This is a genomic window from Corynebacterium epidermidicanis, assembly GCF_001021025.1.
Taxonomy (GTDB): domain Bacteria; phylum Actinomycetota; class Actinomycetes; order Mycobacteriales; family Mycobacteriaceae; genus Corynebacterium; species Corynebacterium epidermidicanis.
On record NZ_CP011541.1, the window covers coordinates 499,315 to 519,272 of the forward strand.

The 19,958-nt window shown below is 58.2% G+C and carries 18 protein-coding genes and 1 pseudogene; 12 read left to right on the forward strand and 7 right to left on the reverse strand.

What is annotated here, in order from left to right; genetic code table 11:
• Nucleotides 1-51: 51 nt before the first annotated feature.
• The 4 genes from deoC to rbsK are packed head-to-tail and all read left to right on the forward strand — an operon-like array spanning nt 52 to nt 3,909.
• Complete coding sequence (deoC, locus tag CEPID_RS02385; RefSeq protein ID WP_047239606.1) at nt 52-705, forward strand: deoxyribose-phosphate aldolase; 654 nt, start codon at nt 52-54, stop codon at nt 703-705.
• Complete coding sequence (gene fucP, locus CEPID_RS02390; RefSeq protein WP_047239607.1) at nt 702-2,009, forward strand: L-fucose:H+ symporter permease; 1,308 nt, start codon at nt 702-704, stop codon at nt 2,007-2,009. Before deoC ends, fucP begins: the two co-directional genes overlap by 4 nt.
• Before the next feature lie 2 nt (nt 2,010-2,011).
• Entirely contained in the window at nt 2,012-3,010 is a 999-nt protein-coding gene (locus tag CEPID_RS02395; RefSeq protein WP_047239608.1) for an aldose 1-epimerase family protein, read from the forward strand.
• On the forward strand, nt 3,007-3,909 hold the full coding sequence (gene rbsK / locus CEPID_RS02400) for a ribokinase (protein WP_047239609.1): 903 nt from the start codon (nt 3,007-3,009) through the stop codon (nt 3,907-3,909). Before CEPID_RS02395 ends, rbsK begins: the two co-directional genes overlap by 4 nt.
• Nucleotides 3,910-3,992: 83 nt before the next feature.
• Here rbsK and CEPID_RS02405 read toward each other — a convergent pair whose 3' ends face one another.
• Nucleotides 3,993-5,063 (reverse strand): PspC domain-containing protein, encoded by a 1,071-nt coding sequence (locus CEPID_RS02405; protein WP_047239610.1) that lies wholly within the window; start codon nt 5,061-5,063, stop codon nt 3,993-3,995.
• Nucleotides 5,064-5,197: 134 nt separating this feature from the next.
• Between CEPID_RS02405 and CEPID_RS02410 the strand changes: the two genes are divergently transcribed.
• Together CEPID_RS02410 and CEPID_RS02415 are read left to right on the forward strand one after the other, a co-directional pair.
• Nucleotides 5,198-6,424 (forward strand): ATP-binding protein, encoded by a 1,227-nt coding sequence (locus CEPID_RS02410; RefSeq protein ID WP_047239611.1) that lies wholly within the window; start codon nt 5,198-5,200, stop codon nt 6,422-6,424.
• A complete protein-coding gene (locus CEPID_RS02415; RefSeq protein WP_201775217.1) occupies nt 6,424-7,080 on the forward strand; it encodes a LuxR C-terminal-related transcriptional regulator in 657 nt (218 codons plus the stop codon). Before CEPID_RS02410 ends, CEPID_RS02415 begins: the two co-directional genes overlap by 1 nt.
• A gap of 14 nt (nt 7,081-7,094) precedes the next feature.
• Here the strand turns inward: CEPID_RS02415 and CEPID_RS02420 are convergent, their stop codons facing one another.
• Complete coding sequence (locus CEPID_RS02420) at nt 7,095-7,715, reverse strand: DUF1345 domain-containing protein (protein ID WP_052843306.1); 621 nt, start codon at nt 7,713-7,715, stop codon at nt 7,095-7,097.
• 407 nt (nt 7,716-8,122) lie between these two features.
• Here CEPID_RS02420 and CEPID_RS02425 point away from each other — a divergent pair, with 407 nt between their 5' ends.
• Together CEPID_RS02425 and CEPID_RS02430 are read left to right on the forward strand one after the other, a co-directional pair.
• Nucleotides 8,123-8,833, forward strand: a complete 711-nt coding sequence (locus CEPID_RS02425; protein WP_047239613.1) for a hypothetical protein — start codon at nt 8,123-8,125, stop codon at nt 8,831-8,833.
• Between the two features lie 48 nt (nt 8,834-8,881).
• The gene (locus tag CEPID_RS02430; RefSeq protein WP_158408011.1) at nt 8,882-9,913 is read left to right on the forward strand and encodes a Y-family DNA polymerase; all 1,032 of its coding nucleotides are present in this window, start codon (nt 8,882-8,884) and stop codon (nt 9,911-9,913) included.
• Here the strand turns inward: CEPID_RS02430 and CEPID_RS02435 are convergent.
• Nucleotides 9,880-11,105, reverse strand: a protein-coding gene (locus tag CEPID_RS02435) for an IS3 family transposase (protein ID WP_144413386.1) whose coding sequence is annotated in 2 segments (ribosomal slippage) — nt 9,880-10,826 and nt 10,826-11,105 — 1,227 coding nt in all. Because the reading frame shifts where the segments join, the coding sequence is not laid out codon by codon here. The genes CEPID_RS02430 and CEPID_RS02435 overlap by 34 nt on opposite strands.
• Before the next feature lie 18 nt (nt 11,106-11,123).
• On the opposite strand from CEPID_RS02435, the gene CEPID_RS02445 reads away from it, so the two are divergent.
• Nucleotides 11,124-11,777, forward strand: a complete 654-nt coding sequence (locus CEPID_RS02445) for a hypothetical protein (protein WP_144413423.1) — start codon at nt 11,124-11,126, stop codon at nt 11,775-11,777.
• Here the strand turns inward: CEPID_RS02445 and CEPID_RS02450 are convergent.
• Nucleotides 11,774-12,142, reverse strand: a complete 369-nt coding sequence (locus tag CEPID_RS02450; RefSeq protein WP_201775208.1) for an AMIN-like domain-containing (lipo)protein — start codon at nt 12,140-12,142, stop codon at nt 11,774-11,776. The two genes, CEPID_RS02445 and CEPID_RS02450, sit on opposite strands and share 4 nt — an antisense overlap.
• A gap of 352 nt (nt 12,143-12,494) precedes the next feature.
• Here CEPID_RS02450 and CEPID_RS02455 point away from each other — a divergent pair, with 352 nt between their 5' ends.
• On the forward strand, nt 12,495-13,355 hold the full coding sequence (locus CEPID_RS02455) for a sucrase ferredoxin (protein ID WP_047239614.1): 861 nt from the start codon (nt 12,495-12,497) through the stop codon (nt 13,353-13,355).
• A gap of 19 nt (nt 13,356-13,374) precedes the next feature.
• A complete protein-coding gene (locus CEPID_RS02460; protein WP_047239615.1) occupies nt 13,375-16,311 on the forward strand; it encodes an FAD-binding and (Fe-S)-binding domain-containing protein in 2,937 nt (978 codons plus the stop codon).
• Here CEPID_RS02460 and CEPID_RS12380 read toward each other — a convergent pair.
• On the reverse strand, nt 16,308-16,670 hold the full coding sequence (locus tag CEPID_RS12380; protein ID WP_158408012.1) for an acyl-CoA thioester hydrolase/BAAT C-terminal domain-containing protein: 363 nt from the start codon (nt 16,668-16,670) through the stop codon (nt 16,308-16,310). The two genes, CEPID_RS02460 and CEPID_RS12380, sit on opposite strands and share 4 nt — an antisense overlap.
• A 25-nt stretch (nt 16,671-16,695) precedes the next feature.
• Nucleotides 16,696-17,289, reverse strand: a complete 594-nt coding sequence (locus CEPID_RS12385) for a dienelactone hydrolase family protein (RefSeq protein WP_052843315.1) — start codon at nt 17,287-17,289, stop codon at nt 16,696-16,698.
• A gap of 159 nt (nt 17,290-17,448) precedes the next feature.
• On the opposite strand from CEPID_RS12385, the gene CEPID_RS02470 reads away from it, so the two are divergent.
• The gene (locus CEPID_RS02470) at nt 17,449-18,600 is read left to right on the forward strand and encodes a protein adenylyltransferase SelO family protein (RefSeq protein ID WP_236684277.1); all 1,152 of its coding nucleotides are present in this window, start codon (nt 17,449-17,451) and stop codon (nt 18,598-18,600) included.
• A 2-nt stretch (nt 18,601-18,602) separates the two neighbouring features.
• Here the strand turns inward: CEPID_RS02470 and CEPID_RS12800 are convergent.
• Nucleotides 18,603-19,836: pseudogene (locus CEPID_RS12800) on the reverse strand (IS3 family transposase); the annotation flags it as partial.
• Nucleotides 19,837-19,958: the final 122 nt, after the last annotated feature.

Consider the following 19,958-nt stretch of genomic DNA (forward strand, 5'->3'; position numbering starts at 1 on the left):
ACTCGGTGTGAATCTAAATGTGTCTTAACACATCGAGTGGAAGGTTCTGTGATGCAGGACGCAAAACTAATTGACCATACCCTTCTTGTCGCGACGGCACGTAAGGCTGACATCGACACCCTGGTTGCCGAAGCAAAAGAGTTCGGCTTCGCCTCGGTGTGCGTCAATCCGGTGTGGGTGGCGCGCTGCGCAGCAGGCTTGGCTGGCACTGACGTAAAAGTCTGCACCGTCATCGGATTCCCGCTTGGGGCGAACACCACTGCCACAAAAGCTCGGGAAGCTGAGGAAGCCGTAGCCAATGGTGCAGGTGAAGTTGACATGGTAATCAACATTGGTGCTGCTCTCGACGGCAACTGGGATGCAGTTGAGGCGGACATCCGGGCGGTTGTCAAGGCCGTCCCCGCAGAGACCGTGGTCAAGGTCATCGTGGAAACGTGCTACTTGGATGACCCGCAAATCGTGGAAGCCTCCATGCGAGCGGTGGCAGCTGGCGCAGACTTTGTGAAAACCTCCACGGGATTTGGCACCGCAGGGGCAACTGAACATCATGTCAAGCTCATGCGGGAAACCGTCGGACCTCAGGTGGGCGTTAAAGCATCCGGTGGTATCCGTACCCGCGAAGACTTTGAGAAAATGAAGGCAGCGGGCGCAAACCGGATCGGAGCTTCCAAGGGCGTGGAGATCATCACCGGCGGTGCACAATGACCACGCTGATCAAGGACCGAACCATCCAGCAGCAGGATGGCTATTTGGATAAGATCCCGTGGTTCCAATTCATCCTAATCTCCATCTGCTTCCCCATGTGGGGCGCGGCTGCTTCGCTGAACGACATTCTGATCACGCAGTTTAAGTCGATCTTTACGCTTTCGGATTTCGCCTCCGCATTCGTACAATCGGCGTTTTATGGTGGCTATTTCTTGATCGCAATTCCGGCATCCCGCGTGATCAAGAAATACAGCTACAAACTCTCAATCTTGATCGGGCTGTCGCTCTACATCGTCGGCTGCACGCTGTTCTTCCCAGCGTCGCACATGGCAACCTATTCTGTCTTCCTCGTGGCGCTATTCGCCATCGCGGTTGGATTGTCTTTCCTTGAGACTTCCTGCAACACCTATTCCACGATGCTTGGCCCACAGTCCAGCTCGACGCTGCGGCTCAACATCTCCCAGACCTTCTATCCGCTCGGATCAATCTTCGGAATTTTGTTGGGCAAATACCTCGTATTCACCGAAGGTGATGCCCTACATGAACAAATGGCCGCGATGAGCGCGGATGAGCAAACCGCCTTCGCACAAGAGATGTTGCAGCGAACCCTGATGCCTTACCAGTTCATCATCATGGTGCTGGTGGTCCTACTGATCATCGTGGCGCTGACACAAATGCCTAGCTGCAAGCCATTGCGCGATGCCACGCACGAGGCTACCGCATCCATTGGCGAAACGCTGACCTACCTGGCCGGTAACGTGCGTTTCCGCCGTGGCATTCTCACGCAATTCCTGTACGTCGGTATGCAGACTGCAGTGTGGTCTTTCACGATTCGCCTGGCGCTCAATCTGGATACGTCACTCAATGAACGCTCGGCTTCGACGTTCATGATCTTCGCCTTCATCGCCTTCTTCCTGGGCAAGTTCCTCGCGAATATCTTCATGTCCAAGATTGATCCGAATCTCGTGCTCATCGGGTACTCGGTCTTGGGCTGCCTGTCCTTGCTCTACGTGATGTTTGTGCCAAATATTTCCGCGGTATATGCCGCCATCATTGCCTCGGGCTTGTTTGGGCCCTGCTGGGCCACCATCTACTCCCGGACATTGGATGCCATCGAGGACAAACGCCACACCGAAACTGGCGGTGCCGTCATCGTGATGTCGATTATCGGTGGTGCGGTGGTACCGCTCATTCAAGGCTTGGTTTCTGACAAAACCGGTTCCATGCAGCTCGCTTTCGGGGTGTCCCTCGTGTGCTTCGCTGCAGTCTTGATTCATTTCATTCGCCTATACAAGGAGGCATAGCAATGTATAAGGTTCCACTGCACAGAGGCACGTACTCCGCGGAGACCACCCTGCTGAGCTCATCCGAATTTACCGTCACCGCCTGGACCTATAGCTCCGGAGTCGAAGCAGTGCGGATCCGCAACAGCCGTGGTTTTGTAGAGGTCTTGCCCTTCATGGGGCAGATAATCTGGGAGGCCAACTTTGACGGCACCTCGTTGACCATGAAGAACATGTTCACCGAGCCAAAGCCTGCCGACGTCATCGTGGACACCTACGGCTGTTTCGCTTTCCACTCTGGATTGCTCAGCGCTGGGTGCCCCGCTCCCGACGACTCACATCCACTCCATGGAGAGTTTCCCTGCGCGCCTTTCGACGAGGCCTGGCTGGAAATTACCGAAAACAGTGTAGCGATCTCGGGTTCCTACACCTACGTGCAGGGCTTCGGTCATCACTACGAGGCAGTGCCAGTGGTGCGTTTAGGTGCCGGGGAAGCCCAGTTCGATATCGACCTTGCGGTAACGAATAAGAGCAAGTACCAGCCGATGCCACTGCAGTACATGTGTCATATGAACTATGCCTACGTCGATAATGCCCGGTTTGGCGGCAACGTGCCGGACGATGCCTTTAAGCTGCGGGAGTCAGTGCCAGCGCACGTGCAGCCGACCCCGGAGTGGACGACCTTCAACAAGCAGATTCTGGGCAAGCCTTATGTCGAATTGTCTGAGCCGGAGAAATATGATCCGGAGATCGTGTGGTTTGCCGAAGATTTGGCGCAATACGGTGAAACAATCGAGGTAACGATGGGCGACTTTGTTACTTCCTTCGATTCGGCTGAGTTTCCCGTCGCTACCCGTTGGGTGCTGCACAATCCCGATCAGCAAGTGGCAGCATTTGTGCTACCTGGCACGTGCCGTCCGGAAGGATTCAAAGCGGCGCAGCGGGCAGGAACACTTGTCCAGTTGGCTGCTGGCCAGACGCGTGAGTTCCATGTTCGTACCGGCTTGAGGAGCGAAAAATGATCGCAGTTGTTGGGTCAAATATGGTTGACCTCATCACCTATATCAATCGAATGCCTGGACCTGGTGAAACGATTGAGGCCCCAGATTTTCGGATGGGGTGTGGTGGCAAAGGCGCGAATCAGGCAGTGGCTGCTGCGCGCAATGGCGCCGAGGTATTAATGGTTACGCGCGTTGGCAATGATGCGTTTGCCGCTAATACCAGGGCGAACTTTGTGGCGAATGGGATCTCCACCAAGTATGTCCTCGAGACCGAGGCAACGAGTGGCGTCGCCCCCATTTTCGTCGACGAAAGCTCCCAAAATTCGATTCTTATCGTGCAAGGTGCGAACGCACGACTCTCTCCGGAGGATGTCGCAGCAGCTCGTGCGGACCTCGCACAGTGCTCACTAATTGTCATGCAGCTGGAGATTCCGCTGCCAACGGTGTACTACACCATTCGGTTGGCCAAGGAACTCGGGGTGCCGGTTCTGCTCAACCCCGCACCGGCGCAGCCTGGACTCAAGCTTTCGGAGATTGCGGATTGCACCTATTTCATGCCGAACGAGTCTGAGCTAGCCCTCATCACAGGTATGCCGGTGACCACTCTGGATGAGGTCAGGGCAGCCGCGGAATTTCTCCGTCGTAAAGGCATTTCCAACGTGATCGTTACCCTCGGTGATCGTGGCGTGCTGTGCCTAAACGATGATGGCGAAACCTTCACTCCACCGTTCCCCGTCGCCGCGGTGGACACAACCGGTGCTGGCGACGCTTTCATCGGATGTTTTTCCCACGCGATTGATGCAGGCCTTGAACTGCCGGTTGCTTTGCGACGAGCGGCGTTCTACGCAGCGGATTCCGTAACCAAGCGCGGCACACAGTATTCCTACGCCGAGGCGAAGGACTTGCAGTTCCCAGCCTGAGTCACTGGATAAAACTAAGTGCACCCGGTTTGGCTCCCATCGCTTGATGGGTAGCGCGCACCGGGTGCACTTTTGGACCAGCACTATTGGTTGTGGATGGTGACATTTCCAATGCCGTGGTCAACAACCAAGGTGAGTAGTTTGCCGTCGGCGTCTGGGTGATAGGTGCCGTCCACACAGTTGGTGTTGCCGACCCCGGTGTCGCATTCCAGCTTCACTGGGGACGTGGTGGGTAGATAGATGTCGACGTTGCCCACACCGGTGTCTACCTTTACTTTTCGTTCCGTGCTGAGCGGTGCCAGCTCGGAGAAGTCGAGTTCGACGTTGCCGACACCGAAGTCGTAAGAGTCTTTGAGCTCCATCTCGGTCGTGACAATCTCATTTTGGATACCCGGAGTGGTAAGCGGTTGGTCATCCTTTGCAATAAACACCGCAGTGCCTGTCGCCGAGGCGACCATGATGACGGCTGCGGTGGCGCCACCGATGCCGATGATCCACTTCCACACGGATGACTTCGGTTTTTCCGGTTCCGGAGCTGGCCCTGGATCGGGAAGATGCCAAGCAAATGGCGCTACGCCAAGCGGATCCCAATCTGGTGGGGTTTGGCGAACGTACGGGTGCGGAAATCCATCGACCGGCTTCAACGAGGAAAAGTCTGGTCCTGGGTCACCGGGGATGTCGCTAAGCAAGCCCGCTGGTGGGACCGGGGTGCGCTGGTGCAGGAAGTACCAGACGACGCATGCTGCGAGCGTGGTTACTAGGGAGGAGCTGCCGATGAAATTGGCGGTGTCGCTAAAGGTGGTGGACCAAAAGATCACGGTGCCGACGATAAGCCACCAGCCGAGTTCGCGTTCCTTCTTGAATTGTTTGCCTTCGGGCTTGCTCACCGCTTCCAACGGTGAAATCGGCAAGGAATAACGCGGCATGATAAGCCAGGCCAGGAAATACGTGGCGATGCCACCACCGAAGATGCCGAAAATGACGAAGAGTACGCGGAAAATCGTCGGGTCAAGCTGGTAGCGGACACCGAGCCCCTCGCACACACCGGCGACGTGGCCGTCCCCGCCTTGGTCCTTGGGGATTCGAGGAGGGCGGGTGGCCCACATCTGACGGAAGGTTTCCTGGAAATCGGTGGAAGTGGTGTTTGTGCTCATACTTTGATTGTGGAAGATTTGGAATGAGAAAGCATCAGGGATTCACCTGATTTCCCACCTCAACGTAAAAATCAGGGTTAGCTCAGGGCTTGCCCTGATGTCGTAGCCGGGGCGCACGTGTCACTATTGATCTCATGAGTTCAACCGCCCTGTATCCGGTATTTTACCGGCCGAAGAAATCCCGGGTAGTCGGGGGAGTCGCGGCCGGGCTAGCTGTGCAGCTGAAAACTAATCCGCTGTTCGTCCGGTTGGCATTGTTGTTCTCGGCATTCTTTGGGGGTGCTGGACTGTGGTTTTACATGCTTCTGTGGATTTTCACCAAGCCGGCTAACCCGATCCAGGATGAGGAAGCTGTTAAGACGCTTGAGATGGCGACCGCGCAGGCGTCGGCAAGCAAGAAGCTGCCGCAGTTTTCACGGGCCGCGAACCTGAGCTTGGTGGCGCTGGGGATTGTGGGGGCGTTTTTGAGTATTGCGCTCGTGACGGGTTTCCGCGGTGCAAACTTGCTGTCGGTGGTGGTTGTCGGGGTAGGTGCGCTGCTGCTATGGCGGGTCTATGACCAGGGTATTGACGCGCTCACAGCGCCACGGAGCATCGTGGGAATCGTCGCTGGAACGGTTTTGGTGCTGTCCGGAATCATGTTTATCACGGTCAATTGGACGTCGCCGGCGATGTTCGGAGCTACGCTCGCCGCGGTACTTCTGACGCTCGCCGGTGCTGCCTTGCTGGCGGTGCCACTGGTGGTGCGGATGTGGCAACGGATCAATGAAGAGCGGGAAGAAAAGGCCGTGGCTGCCGAACGCGCCGACATTGCCTCCCGGCTGCATGATTCGGTGTTGCAGACCTTGGCGCTCATCCAGAAGCGAGCGGAGGACCCAGCCGAAGTAGCCAGGCTCGCGCGCGGACAGGAACGCGAGCTGCGCCAGTGGCTATTCGGGACCCAAGACAACATGTCCGGCGGGGCAGCCACCGTGTTTAAGGCCATTGAGCTGGCGTGCGGGGAAGTCGAAGACATGTTTAGCGTTCGTATCGCCCCGGTGCTGGTCGGCTCGGACTGCGCACTCAATGACATATCCCAGGCCGGAATCCTGGCTGCGCGCGAAGCCATGGTCAATGCTGCTAAGCACTCCGGCCAAACCACCGTTGATGTGTATGCGGAGGCATTTGGCGACACGTTGGATATCTTCGTTCGTGACCGTGGCGTGGGCTTCGACCCAGCTAAGGTGGACCCCTCACGACATGGGCTGACCGACTCCATCCGCGCCCGCGTCGAGCGTGCTGGCGGGACCGTCTCCATCAAGACCGCGCCGGGCGAAGGCGTGGAAGTCCACTTGAGCCTCCCACTAGACTCGGAAGCATGATCCGCGTCTTTCTGGTCGATGACCACTCCGTTTTCCGCTCCGGTGTCCGTGCCGAAATCTCCAACGCCGTCACGATCGTGGGCGAGGCCGGCACCGTGGCAGACGCCATCGCCGGCATCAACGCGACTGCGCCAGACGTGGTGCTTCTCGACGTCCACATGCCCGACGGCGGAGGGCAGGCAGTGATCCGTGGCGTCACTGCCGAGACCCGCTTCCTCGCGCTGTCCGTGTCCGACGCAGCGGAAGACGTTATTTCGGTGATTCGAGCTGGTGCGCGCGGATATGTAACCAAGACGATCTCCGGTACCGAACTGGTGTCAGCAGTGCATCGGGTAGCGGAAGGGGACGCGGTGTTTTCGCCACGCTTGGCGGGCTTCGTCCTCGATGCCTTCGCGCGCCCGGACGCCACTGCGGGAGCCGGGGTAGTGGACGACACCCCCGCAGCCCCGGCCGACCCAGCTATCGACGCCCTTACGCGTCGCGAACTTGAAGTGCTCCGGCTGCTCGCGCGTGGATACACCTACAAAGAGATCGCTTCCGAGCTATTCATCTCGGTAAAAACGGTGGAGACACACTCATCCAATATCCTGCGGAAAACCCAGCAATCAAACCGGCATGCCCTCACCCGGTGGGCGCACCGCTTTGACTTGGATTAGCCCCCATTAGCGGCTTACGCGGAGATCAGGCCTACTGTCAGGTTGACTGCAGTAGCGAGGATGAACACCCCAAACCCGTAGGCCAATAGACAATGGCGCAGGATAATAGCACGAAGTTGTGGCGAAGAAACAGAGGTATCCGACACTTGATAAGTCATGCCCAGGTTGTAGCTGAAATACAGGAAATCGCTAAATTGGGGTGACTCAGGTGAATTGAAATCAATGCCACCATCGCGCTGGTAGTAGGCGTGCGCATAACGAACCGCATACATGAAATGCACACACGCCCACGAAAGCGAAACCGCCAGGATGGTGAGCCCAGAATCGAGCAACGGCAACTGCTGTTTCCCCAGCTGTAGGACCACGATGCATACCACGCTGGCAGCTACTGTGGCTAAAACGACTAGCTCGTCAATAAGCGGAGAGTAGTCTTCCTGGCTTACGTGGCGCTGTGTGCCTCGAGCGTCTAATGGCCAGGTGGCTGCCCAGCCACTAATGACAAAACTGCCGGTGGTAACTGTGATGGCCAGCAATATGGCGATGGGGATGCTCATAAAACTGCCCAAGGTGGCTGCGACCGCGCCCAAGGCAAATGCATAGAGCATGCGGTTCCAGCCGGAGTGGATGCGTTTCATTGTTTGTATCCTAAAGCACCTTGGTGGGTTTTGGTTTGGGCTTGGCTTTGGGCTTCGGCTTTGGCTTTGGGCTTGGCTTTGGCTTGAGGGGGGCTGCAAACCTTCTATGTCGTCCCTTCGCGGTAGTCGGACTACCTAAAACGGCTAAAAACGCCAAAATTTGGGGCATCTGTGTAGTCCGACTACCGCGAAGGGACGATGTAGCGCTTCTGAAGCCCTGCTGGGCTGTAAGCACTCAGCTCGCCAAGCTGTAGCCATCGAGTTTCAACCATCAAGCTGCCGACAGTCAGGCTGCTATGTTGAGTCGTGGATAGGAGCCATTTCAATCGTCGCAGCTAACCGCCCCCAGGAAACCCCTGCTAGTCGGCCGGGTTGACCATGTTGGGGGAGTGCGGTTTACTATTTTTATGACGGGAACGAGTGTTCGAAAATCTGTGGAGGTTGATCTTGCTGCACTGAGCAGGCAAGATCGCGTCGCAGCGCTTCGGGCACGAATGTCGCGCATTGGTGCCGGGGTAGATCCGGAGCCGGTTCCGGAGGAAACGTTAGCGGTCCCTAGTGCGATTTCCGATCTCCTTATCGGTGGTGGCCTGCCAAAACGTGCAGTCACACAGCTGGGCGATTCCTCGATATTGGCGGTTGAGTTGATGGCGCAGGTAACCAAAAATGGTGGCTATGTGGCGGTTATTGGGTGGCCGGAGCTGTTGCTAGCTGCGGTTGTGGAAGCCGGTGGGAAATTAGCACACGTGATCAGTGTTCCGGATCCTGGGGTGGAGCCCTTAAATACGGTTGCAGTGCTATGTGAAGGGATGGATATGGTGCTGTACCGCAGTGCGGAGGTAGTGGAGCTTTCTCCGGCACGTGCGCGGCCGTTGCTCGCCAAGTTGCGCAGTGGTCGGGCGGCGTTAGTCTTGGTGAACGCTGCGGTAGCTTCTCCGGCGGTGCGAATAGAGGCGCACGTGTGTGCCTTTCATGGGATTGGTCCGGGCACGGGACGGATTCGCGGTCTGGACCTTGCGGTGAATGTGTGGCAGAAAAGTGGCCGGCCGGGCAGTGGGGTGCTGTCGGTGGGCAAGTGTGCGACGGTAGCTGAGACACCTCGGCTAAGGGTGGTGTAGCTGATGCGGATGATGGCATTGTGGTTTCCGGATTGGCCCATTCATGCGGTGGCTCTAGCTGGGGGCCTGGGCCCCGGCCATCAGACCGGCCACCACCTGGGCCCCGGCCATCAGACCGGCCACCACCTGGGCCAACGCCCGGGCCAGCGCGACGAAGAGCTGGCACTAGTGAGCAATCACCGCGTGTGGGCGTGTTCGGCAGCTGCTCGGAGGCGGGGCGTGCGAAGGGGGATGAAGGCGAGGGCGGCGCAGGCGCTTAGTGCGTCGTTAAGGCTGGTGGAGCGGGATAATGACCGGGACGCCCGCGCTTTCGAGCTGGTGGTTGAGGGGCTGGATAGTGTGGTGGCGAGCGTTGAGGTGCTGCGCCCTGGTTTGGCGGTGGTTGATGCGGGTGCGGCGGCGCGGTTTCATGGTGGGGAGGAACGGGCTGCCCAGCTTTTGTTGGATGCGGCTGCGTTGCGGGGTGTCGATTGTTTGGTGGGAGTGGCTGGCAGTATCGAGACGGCCGTGTTGGCGGCGCGGCAAGGGCAGGTGGTAGCGCCGGGAGCGGATCGGGACTTTTTGTCGGGTTTACCCACGCAGGTTTTGCTTGCGGAGGAGTCGCTGGCCTGTGGTCGGGACACCGTTGCAGCGTTGTGTGAGCTGGGGTTGTCAACGTTGGGTGAGGTGGCGAGGTTGCCGAAGGGGAGCGTCGTTACGCGTTTTGGGCAAGCTGGACAGCGGATTCACCACATTGCCAGCGGTGATCTGGTGCGGAAAGTTGCCCCTGCGTGGGAGGGGGAACCCCTTGATGTGCGGGGAACTCCGCCAGACCCTATTAATCGAGTGGATGCCGCTGCCTTTTATGCCCGCGGTCTGGCGGCTGCACTGCATGAAAAGCTGCGCGCAGCCGGCGTGGTGTGTCAACGGCTTAAGGTGACCGCGGTAGTGAATGTCGCTGGTAACGAGCAGCAATTGAGTCGCACGTGGCGTACGCACGAGCCCTTGAGTGAAGCGGCCACCGCCGATCGGGTGCGTTTGAAGCGTCCTGGGTTTTGTTCCGCTTCTTATACGGGGGTCAGCTCGCTGACCCGGGTGTGATTATACATATCGATGATCTCTGCAGGGCTCTTATATCCGAGGGCTTCGTGGAGGCGCTCGTGGTTCCACCAGTGGACCCAGTTCAACGTCGCAAACTCGACCTCGGTCAGTGAGAACCAGGGCTGGGAATAGATCAGCTCGGCTTTGTACAGGCCGTTGACAGCCTCGGCTAGCGCGTTATCGTAGGAATCACCCACGCTCCCGGTGGAGGGCTTGATCCCGTAGTCAGCGAGTTTCTCGTTGTAGGCAACACTCGTGTATTGCGAGCCATGATCGGAATGATGCGTCAGATCCACCAGAGTATCTTTCGCTCCCTGAATGGCCTGCTCGAGTGCCTCTAGTGGTAGCGCCTCGGTTTTCATCGAAGAACGCGTCGCCCAACCCACAATCTTGCGGCTATACACATCAGTAACGAACGCTGTATACACGAAGCCGGATAGGGTTCGTACATACGTGATATCAGCAACCCACAGCTGGTTGGGCCTACTGGCCTTGAACTGCCGATTGACCAGATCCGGACGAGAATCTACTTCCTGAACGGGCCGGGTTGTGATTGGGGCGCGTCCCCGGCGAACACCCTCAATTCCACCGATTCTCATGAGCCGAGCCACCTGGTCACGGCCAACATCCCAACCAGCACGCCGCACTGCATGCCACATCTTCCGCACCCCGTAGACGCTGTAATTCTTGGTGTGGATCTTCTTGAGCTCATCGATCAGGATCCTGTCTCGTATGCTTCTGGCGCTCGCTGGCCTGCTCTTCGCCAGCCGGTAGCCACGAGAGGTGATAAACCCTCCCTCCAGACTCACGCCCAATACCCGGCAAATCGGCTCGACCCCGAAACGATCCCTATACTCATCAATATAAGCAATCATTATCGGGCCGGACGGTCGAGCTCCGCTGCGAAAAAAGCCGAAGCAGTCTTCAAAATCTCATTCGCCCGCCGCAACTCCGCAACCTCGCGTTTGAGCCGTTTAATCTCCTCATGCTCTTCACGCGTAAGCCCCTGCCGTTCACCCGCGTTCACTAAATGCTGCTCGTACCAGCGGCGCAGCGATTCATTCGCGATCCCTAGCTTCGGTGCGATCTCATTGACCGCCTGCCACTGAGAACACGAGCCATCATCGGCTAAACGATCGATCAGCATCCGCACCGCGCGATCCTTGAACTCCTGTGAATACCTCTTGGCCATGTTCCAATCCTCTCAAAAGTGAGTAGGAACAAAACCCAGGACGCTTCACGTTGGCAGTTGGATGGTTGGCTCACGGCGCGTGGGGTGACCGAGGATGCCGAGCTTGGCGACGGCATCGTGGAGCTCATTCTTACGCCTCTGGGAGTAAGCGCCCCAGAAGAACGTTCGTTGTGGGGCGGGGCTAACGAGCGACTGGAAGAAGTGCGTCGTGTTGCAAGTCGCGTGCAGTCGATGCTGGGGGTCGAGGCGGTATGTCAGCCGATTGCCGCGGGTGGCGAAAGCCCGGTGGAGCGAGTGGAGCTGGTAGCTTTCGGTGAGCAACGGGATCCTGCCCAGCCGGCGGATGGCTCTTGGCCAGGCGCAATACCCGGGCCATTGCCTGCGCGGGCTCGACACCCGGCGGCGGTGGTGCACCTACTATCTGCCGAGGGTAACGCAGTGTATGTCACTGCTGATGCAGTGTTGAGCGCCCCACCAGCAGCGATTTCTTGGGGATCGTATCGGGCCAGCGTGATTGGCTGGGCTGGGCCATGGCCAGTGGCGGGGCGCTGGTGGGAAGGCGATGCGGACTCAGCCTGCGCCCGACTCCAGGTGGTATCTGATGTCGGGCCGAGGGCGTTCTTACTGTTGTGGATAGCTGGGCGCTGGCGTGTGGAAGCTACCTATGATTAGCGAGCCGCAATGTCCACGACGAGGCGTTTTGGGTTCTCCAGGTATGTGACTGAGTAGGGGGCATCTTTTGCGTTGATGCCGATGACAAACTGAGACCGGCCCTCAAAAGTCCCGCCGGACACTACTTCGGCGACTGGGCCACCTGCGCCTTTAATGGGGTCGAGCTGTTGTTGAATGCCCAGCTCAAAGGGATAAGTGGTGCCGTCGATGTTGATATTGAGGAAGGATTGCCCGGCAACATTAAGCGGTTGTCCACTGGCCTGTTGGGTGGCGGTGTCGGTGTAGTTAGTGAACCAACCGGGGTTTCCATCGCCTTCTAAATCAAACACCACGCGATCAAAATCTTCATGGTGGCCCACCCGCATGCTGGTAGGGACAAGCTTGCCCGATGGGCTAGGCGTTTGGGTTTTGTTGCCCGGTGCCGTTTGCCCTAATGGCTGGGGGGAACTGTCCTGGTCTGTGGTGAGGGCTTGCTTTTGAATCGTAGAACTTGAGGTAGTTACCACGCTCGAAGTAGCGGTCGCCGGGGAGTTTTCCTCGGGGCCGCACGCACTAAGGAGTGCCACGCTAGCAACCGCGGCGGCGCAAACAACGAGATTGCGTGTGAAAGGAGTGGTTATTGTGGCGTTCATATACTCAAGGGTAGTGGGCACCGAGCGGTAGTTAAACAAAATAGGTATTTCGTGAGCCAATCGTTGTAAACGTACACTTGACGGCATGACTCCTAGGAAGATTGCGTTGTGTTCCGATGTGCAGGCGGAGCCACTGCCGGGCACTGCCAAAACTGGCGAGCTGTTCGTCGCTCTCGAGCATCCTTATGGCTGGGGACACGACATTCTCGACGGGCACGCCTTCGGAGACGACCTCACCGCGGAGCTCAAAAAGTACACGGCGAGCCACAAGGTGCAATTACAGCTGATCCGCCGGCCCGGCAGGGAAGGCCAGCGGGTGGAACAACCGACTGTCTTGATCGCCGACGTCTTTGGCGAGGTACGACGCCTGGCCATCCCAGAACCCGCCGCGCTGTTGGATATTGATCCGCACGTGGCAGTGGGTACCAAGGTTGATCATCCGGTGCTGCTGGTCTGTACTCACGGTAAACGTGATCGTTGCTGCGCCATTAAAGGGCGGCCACTAGCGGCTGCGTTAGCCGCGGGGTTCCCGGGGGGACTAATTTGGGAATCCTCCCACACGAAGGGGCACCGCTTCGCGCCGTCGATAATTGCACTGCCGTGGGGCTATTCTTTCGGGCATCTTAATGAGCACGCTGCCAAAGACCTGGTGCTGCACTTGCAGCGGGGCGAACTATTCCTGCCGGGCAACCGAGGGCGCTCCTGTTGGGACGCGCGAGGCCAGGTCGCCGAACTCGCAGTTGCGGCCCGCAATCCCGGTACACAGGCGGGGGAGCTGCGCATCGCGGAGGTCGAGGAAAACACGGCCGTGGTTGAGGGCGGCACGGGACAACGATGGCTCGTGGAACTTGAGCCCCAGCTTGTCGACGGCGTGGTGTCCTCCTGCGGTGATGCGCCGAAACAGGGGAAAAGTTGGTCTGCGATTTCCGTCACAGAGCTTTCGTAGTGGCCTACACTAGTAAGACATGGCGAAACTACTTACTCCGGATACGAAGAAAATTGGTCAGCCCGAGCAGGGGATTCAACAAGATTTCCCGGATAAGTTTCCTGAAGCATTAGCTGGGGGAACCCCCGTTGAGCTTAAGACAGATCTGGAAAACCTGTTGGGGAAGGACGCTGTCCATTCGCGTGCCCTCGATCTGGTGCGGTTTGCTTCTGATGCCGGCCCTTACCGGCTATTCCCGCAGGTAGTTGTGTCGCCACGCAGTGTGGAGGACATGGCTAGCTTGCTGGCCTACTGCGCCGCGAATGGTCGCCACCTGACCTACCGTTCGGGTGGTTCCTCCCTAAACGGGCAGTGCCAAGGCGACGACATCTTGGTCGATACCAAGACGCATTTTCGGGGTATTCAAGTCGAGGGAGAACGCGTGCGGGTGCGTCCGGGCGAGACGCTCGCCGGGTTGAACGCGGTTCTCGCGCGGCATGGGCGTCGATTTGCGCCGGACCCCGCGTCTGCGGTGGTGGCCACCATTGGCGGTATTTTGTCCAACAATTCGGGTGGCATGCGGTGCACCGTTGACCAAGACTCGTATCACTCGATCGTGGATGCCACCTTGGTGCTGCCGAGCGGGACGGTCGTCGATACGGCGGACCCGGACGCAGATGCCCGGCTGGCCGCCGACGAACCAGAGTTGGTCAAGGAGCTGCTCGCGATCCGCGAGGAGATTGTCGCGGATGAGGAATTGGTGGCGCACCTGCGTCGAAAATTCTCGATCCGCAATACCAATGGCTTGCGTCTGGATGCGTTTTTGGACGGAGATACTCCGGTGGAAATCCTGCGTCGGCTGCTCGTTGGTGCGGAGGGAACGTTGGGATTCATTGCTGAGGCGGTACTCGATACGCAGCCGTTGCCGCAGGTCAAGGCGGTCACGTGGGTCATGCTGCCGACGCTCGCGGCCGCCGCTGAGTACGTGCCAAAACTCATGGATGCCGGGGCAGCCGCGTGTGAGCTGCTGGTGAGCCCAGTGCTTCGGGAGTCCGTCGGCCACTTTGATGGCGCAGATGCCGGATGGGCAGAGCTTGACGACGACGCCTCGGCCATCCTGCTCGAGGTCGCTGGCCTGGATGAAGATGATCTGCAGCAGAAAATCGCCGCGGCTGAAGCCGTTCTCGCGGAGGCGCCCCTGACCAGCCCACTGCGGTTCATGCGGGATGCCACCGAAATTGACTTGGCGTGGCAAATTCGTGGTGGCCTGTTTGCGTTGCTGGGCAAGCAGCGCCAAGAAGGGACCGCGTTGATCACTGAAGACGTGTGCTTCCCGCCGGCGCTGGTGGGCGAGGCTGCGAAAGACCTCATGAAGTTGCTCGCCAAGTATGACTATCCGGAATCGGTGATGGGGCATGCGGCCTTCGGCAACCTGCATTTCTTCATGACACCGGCGTTCGGGCGCCAGGAGGAAATCGACCAGTACGACGCGTTCATTAACGAGCTGGTCGAGCTGGTTATCGACAAGTACTCCGGCTCGCTGAAAGCCGAGCACGGCACGGGCATGAACATGGCCCCGTTCCTCTTGCGCGAATGGGGCGAGAAGGCATACCAGCTCATGTGGCGAGTCAAGGAAGCTCTTGACCCGCAAGGAATCCTCGCACCCGACGTCAAACTGACCCGACAGCAGGACATCCACCTGCAAAACTTCAAGTCTTTCCCACGCATCGAGGAAGTGGCCACCCACTGTGTCGAGTGCGGCTTCTGTGAACCGGTGTGCCCTTCGCGCAACGCCACCGTCACTCCGCGCCAGCGCATCGTGCTGCGCCGCGAAATGGCCCGCCAGCCTGCAGGATCTGCGCTGCTCAACGCGCTTTACGACGACTACGGCTACGACGCAATCGACATGTGCGCAGCCGATGGAACCTGCTCTATCTCGTGTCCGATCAGCATCGATACCGGTGTCATGATGAAGCAATTCCGGGCCGCGCAACAAACCGAGCAGACTAACGACGTTGCTCTCAAGCTCGCCAAGAATTGGGCAGCGGTGGAAAAGGCAGCCCGTGGTGGTCTCACCGCTGCGGGAGCAGTCCAGAAGGTACTAGGGCCATCGCTGGGTTCCTCGGTGCTGGGGGCACTGACCGGCGTGGTGCGTTCGGTGGTGTCGGAGGATCTGGTGCCTTCTGCCCAAGATGGTCTACCGCCGGCAGCGTCCGCACTGCCGAAAACTGTGCGTGCCGGTGCAGCCGCGATTTATTTCCCGGCCTGCATTAACCGCATGTTCGGTCGCTCGGGGGAAGGGCCGTCGTTGCCCGAAACCCTTGTCGCGGTCTCCGCGCGTGCGGGTAAGCCTCTCCATATCCCGGGTGGCGTGTCCGGAACCTGTTGTGGCACGCCGTTTAGCTCCAAGGGCTTCCGCGACGCCAAGCACTACATGTCGGTGAAACTTCTGGAAGACTTGTGGCTTTGGTCCGAAGCTGGAACCTTGCCGATCGTGGTCGATGCATCGTCCTGTACGCACGGCATGATCGAAAACGTGCCGGGCGAGTTGACTGAAGAACAGCTATCCCGCTGGCAGCAGATTCAGATCATGGATGCGGTGCAGTGGGCGGAAACGCTGCTGCCGTCGCTCAGCGTAACGCAGCCAGCAGGCCGGGTGGCCGTCCACCCGAACTGTTCCCTGCAACACATGGATCTAGTTGGTCCACTCATGCAGGTCGCTTCGTTTGCTGCGGAGGACGCTTTTGTACCGTTGGGTGCCACCTGCTGTGGCACCGCAGGCGATCGTGGTCTTCTGCATCCGGAGCTGCTGGAATCGGCAACCGCGGATGAGCGGGTGGGACTGGCCCGGGCAGCGCAAGACGGGCCGGTTGATGCGTTCGTTTCCGCCAACCGCACCTGCGAAATGGGCTTGGAACAATCCACGGGCCATGCCTACGAACACGTGGCGTATCTGTTGGATGAAGCAACGCGTTAGTGAGCCGGATGCCACGCGGCTAGCTTTTCCAGCAGGATGCGGTCGGAGTCCTGCTTGGCGGCGCGGTTGCCTTCGACCGTGCCGCCGAACGTCTTCTCCCATGATCTACCCATCGAGGTGATGTCATCGGAGAAGAGGTGACCGGCGTCAGGATAAACGTGCGCTTCGAGCCGGGGGTTGCGTTTTGCTATGCCGCGAGCGGCCACGTCACCCTGCCACATGGCGTCCTGGTCACCTGCGAAAACCAAGCCTTGACCTTGGAAATTCTCGATGGGGATGCGTGCCTCGTCAGTGTTTTGGGCACGTTGCGCCCTCGACTCGTAGACCTCTCGATAGCGCATTGGAAGACTGAGCATCATGTCAAAGAACATCTTCACTGAAGCCTTAGGATCGAAAATCCTTAAACGCTAAGTAAGGAAGCGGCTGGCCGCCCTGGCTGAATGATGGGTGTTCCTCCCGGCCGAAAGCTAAACCCTGAAAGGTGTACTCCGTTGGGGTGAACAGAACAATGTTGTCGATTTTCGCCCCGTGGGTGGCCAAATTAGCGGTGAGCTCTGCGCCTTTCGATGAGCCCACGACGGTGACAGGACCCTCAGAAACGCGGGTGGTGACCTCATCAAAGAACTCCAGCGGGACGTCGGCAAGGGTGTTTTTCTGGTTTGGTTGGCCGAAGAAGAAAAGCGCAAGAACTTCGTAGCCTGCCTCCCATAGCTGGCGGGCGCGGGCATAGTCAGGGGAGCCTTCGGAACCTCCGAATACGACCACTGTGCCGGCGTGCTTCTTCTCCACCGGCTGGAAATGAAAGCCGCTGAGGTAGGTGCCTTCGATGTGCGTGATGCGATCAGTGGTGGGGTAGGAGCTCGCTTCTTGGGGCCTACCCTCCGGAAGAGCGTAACGATGCACGTTGTACGCCCGCACTCCGATCACAGCAGAAACAATGATCACGAAAGCCAGGAGGATTTTGAGTATCTTCTTCATGAAAACCCACTTTGCGAGGTTGACGCGACGCGAATGCAACTAGCTCTAGTTAAACCCCAACCTCAGCGACAGCAACTCGACTGATTTCCAGGCCACCCAGCAGGGATTTCCTTTTGGTGGATTTTTCATTCTGGCCTCGCCTACAAGACCCTTCCTATAATGAGGCAGATGAAGCCAGAGTTTCCGTTCCCAGAGGCGATGCCCGAGCTTGCTCATCCGGCAGTCGGCGAGGCCACGCCGAGTCCCGAGCTGCTGGTCCTCAATGAATCACTTGCTCAGGAACTTGGCCTGGACCCCGAGTGGCTGCGCTCTGATGAGGGAATTGCGTTCCTGCTCGGGCAACGTGGCGGGTATGCGCTGGCATACGCGGGGCACCAGTTCGGCCAATACAGCCCATTGCTTGGCGACGGCCGTGCCTTACTACTCGGATCCTATGGAGGTTTCGAGCTGCAAAGCAAAGGGATCGGCCGAACGCCCTTTTCTCGTGGTGGCGATGGGCGTGGCCCCTTGGACGCAATGTTGCGCGAGTATCTCATTTCGGAGTACATGCACGCGGTGGGTATTTCCACCACGCGAGCCCTCGCAGTTTTGAGCACGGGAAGAAAAATCCAGCGACGGATGGTGGTGCCGGCCGGGGTAGTGGTTCGCGTGGCACGATCTCATCTGCGGGTGGGCACTTTTGAACTAGTGAGTCGATCGGGCACTCCTGAGATGCTTTCCCGGTTGGAAGAATATGCTTGGGGGATTTTCCCAGGAGGACGGGACGGTGTTGCTGCGCGGCAATGCAAAACCGTGGCGGAGTGGATGGGGGTCGGATTTGTTCATGGCGTGATGAATACCGACAACTGCTCGATATCTGGCGAGACCATTGACTATGGGCCATGCGCATTCCTCGATACACATGACCCCGCGGCGTGCTTTTCCTCGATTGACACCCAAAAGAGGTACGCCTATGGGCGCCAGCCCGCAATCCTGCAGTGGAATCTCGCACAGCTGGGTTTTACCGGGGATTTCGTCTCGATGTTCTCCGATGCGTTGCAGGAGGTGTTTTCACGCAAACTGGGCACCGCCGACCCCATGGGCATCAATGAGTGGTTCGCCTCCTTGCCCGGAAAGGACCACACTCTGGCTCACGCCGAACTCCCAGGGGAAAACCCTCAGGTCATCCCTCGTAACTTCGCGGTGCAGCGCGCGTTAGATACCGCGAACGAGGGAGACTTGGCACCGTTCCTGGAGTGTCTCGAAGTCTTGCTGAGGCCATTTGAAAAGCCTGCCGACGTGAACTGGCCCCCGAAAGTTGGACTGGTTTAATTCTAGGCGGTTTGGGTTTCAAGGGTCTGGTTCCGATAGTGCATCGGAGTCAGGCCCTTAAGTCGTTGTTGGATGCGTTCGTGGTTGTACCAGTAGATGTAGTCATCGAGTGCGTGGTAGAACTCGTCCAGGCTGGTAAATGTTTCACCGTGGTACATCTCTGTCTTGAGGTGCCCGAAGAAGTTCTCCATCACCGCGTTGTCGTAGCAGTTACCTTTCCTTGACATTGACTGCACACCACCAATGCTGTCAATGAGGTCGCGCCAGCTGGAATGCTGGTACTGGAACCCTTGATCCGTATGCACCAGTAAACCTTTTCCTGGTGATTCTTGTGCGATGGCATCACGCAAAGACTGTGACGTCAATGCGGTATTCGGTGAGGTAGACACGCTATACGACACGATCGCCCGATCATATAGGTCCATGATCGGCGACAAGTAAACCTTGGTGCCAGCGACCCGAAACTCCGTGACATCACTTACCCACACCGTATTTGGTGTATCCGGTGTGAAGCATCGATCCAGCACGTTCTTGGCGATGTGGCTGACAGTGCCTTTGTACGAGTTGTACTTCTTTTTCACCCTGACCTTGGATTTCAGCCCTAACTCATCCATAAGCTTGTAGACCAGCTTGTGGTTAACCGCCCACCCTTGCCGTTGGAGTTGAGCATGCACCCGCCGGTAACCATAACGACGGTTCATCCGCTGAAAGATGTCACGGATTGCCTGCTTAAGCTGGGCATGCTTATCAGCTGCAGTGAGGCGTTGTTGGTGATAGTAAAACGTCGACCGGGCAAGACCTGCCGCAGCAAGCAGATCATCCAGCCGGTGGTCTGACTTGAGGATGACGATAGCCTCGACTTTTAACCTCGTCGCTGGTTCCTCAAGTCCCGCAATTTTTTTAGGTATGCGTTTTCCGCCCGCAGTTTCTCTACCTCGCGGCGCAGCCGATCCTCCTCGGTCACTGTCTTCGTAGGTGAACTGCCCTTGGGTCGTCCTTTTGGCTTCGGTCGCAAGGCTTCGTCACCACCTGCACGCCAGGCACGGACCCAACTCGAGACAAGCTGGTCGGAGGACAACCCGAACTCGCGGGCAAGATCCATCTTCGACTCACCAGCAATGAAGCGATCGACGACTTCCTTCTTCACCTCGAAGGAAAACTGCTGCTTGGTTGGTTTTTCCACAAGACACAGCTTGCCATGAAGCTTGAACCGGCGTTCAAGCTTTCGCACCGGATCACGAGCGACACCAAGCCGGCGTGCCGCTGCTTTATAACCCAAGCCTTGTTCAAACAAGTCAACGAGCTGCTCTCGCTGCAGCTTGCTCAGAGAACTTCGTGCCCTCAAAGAAATACTCCCC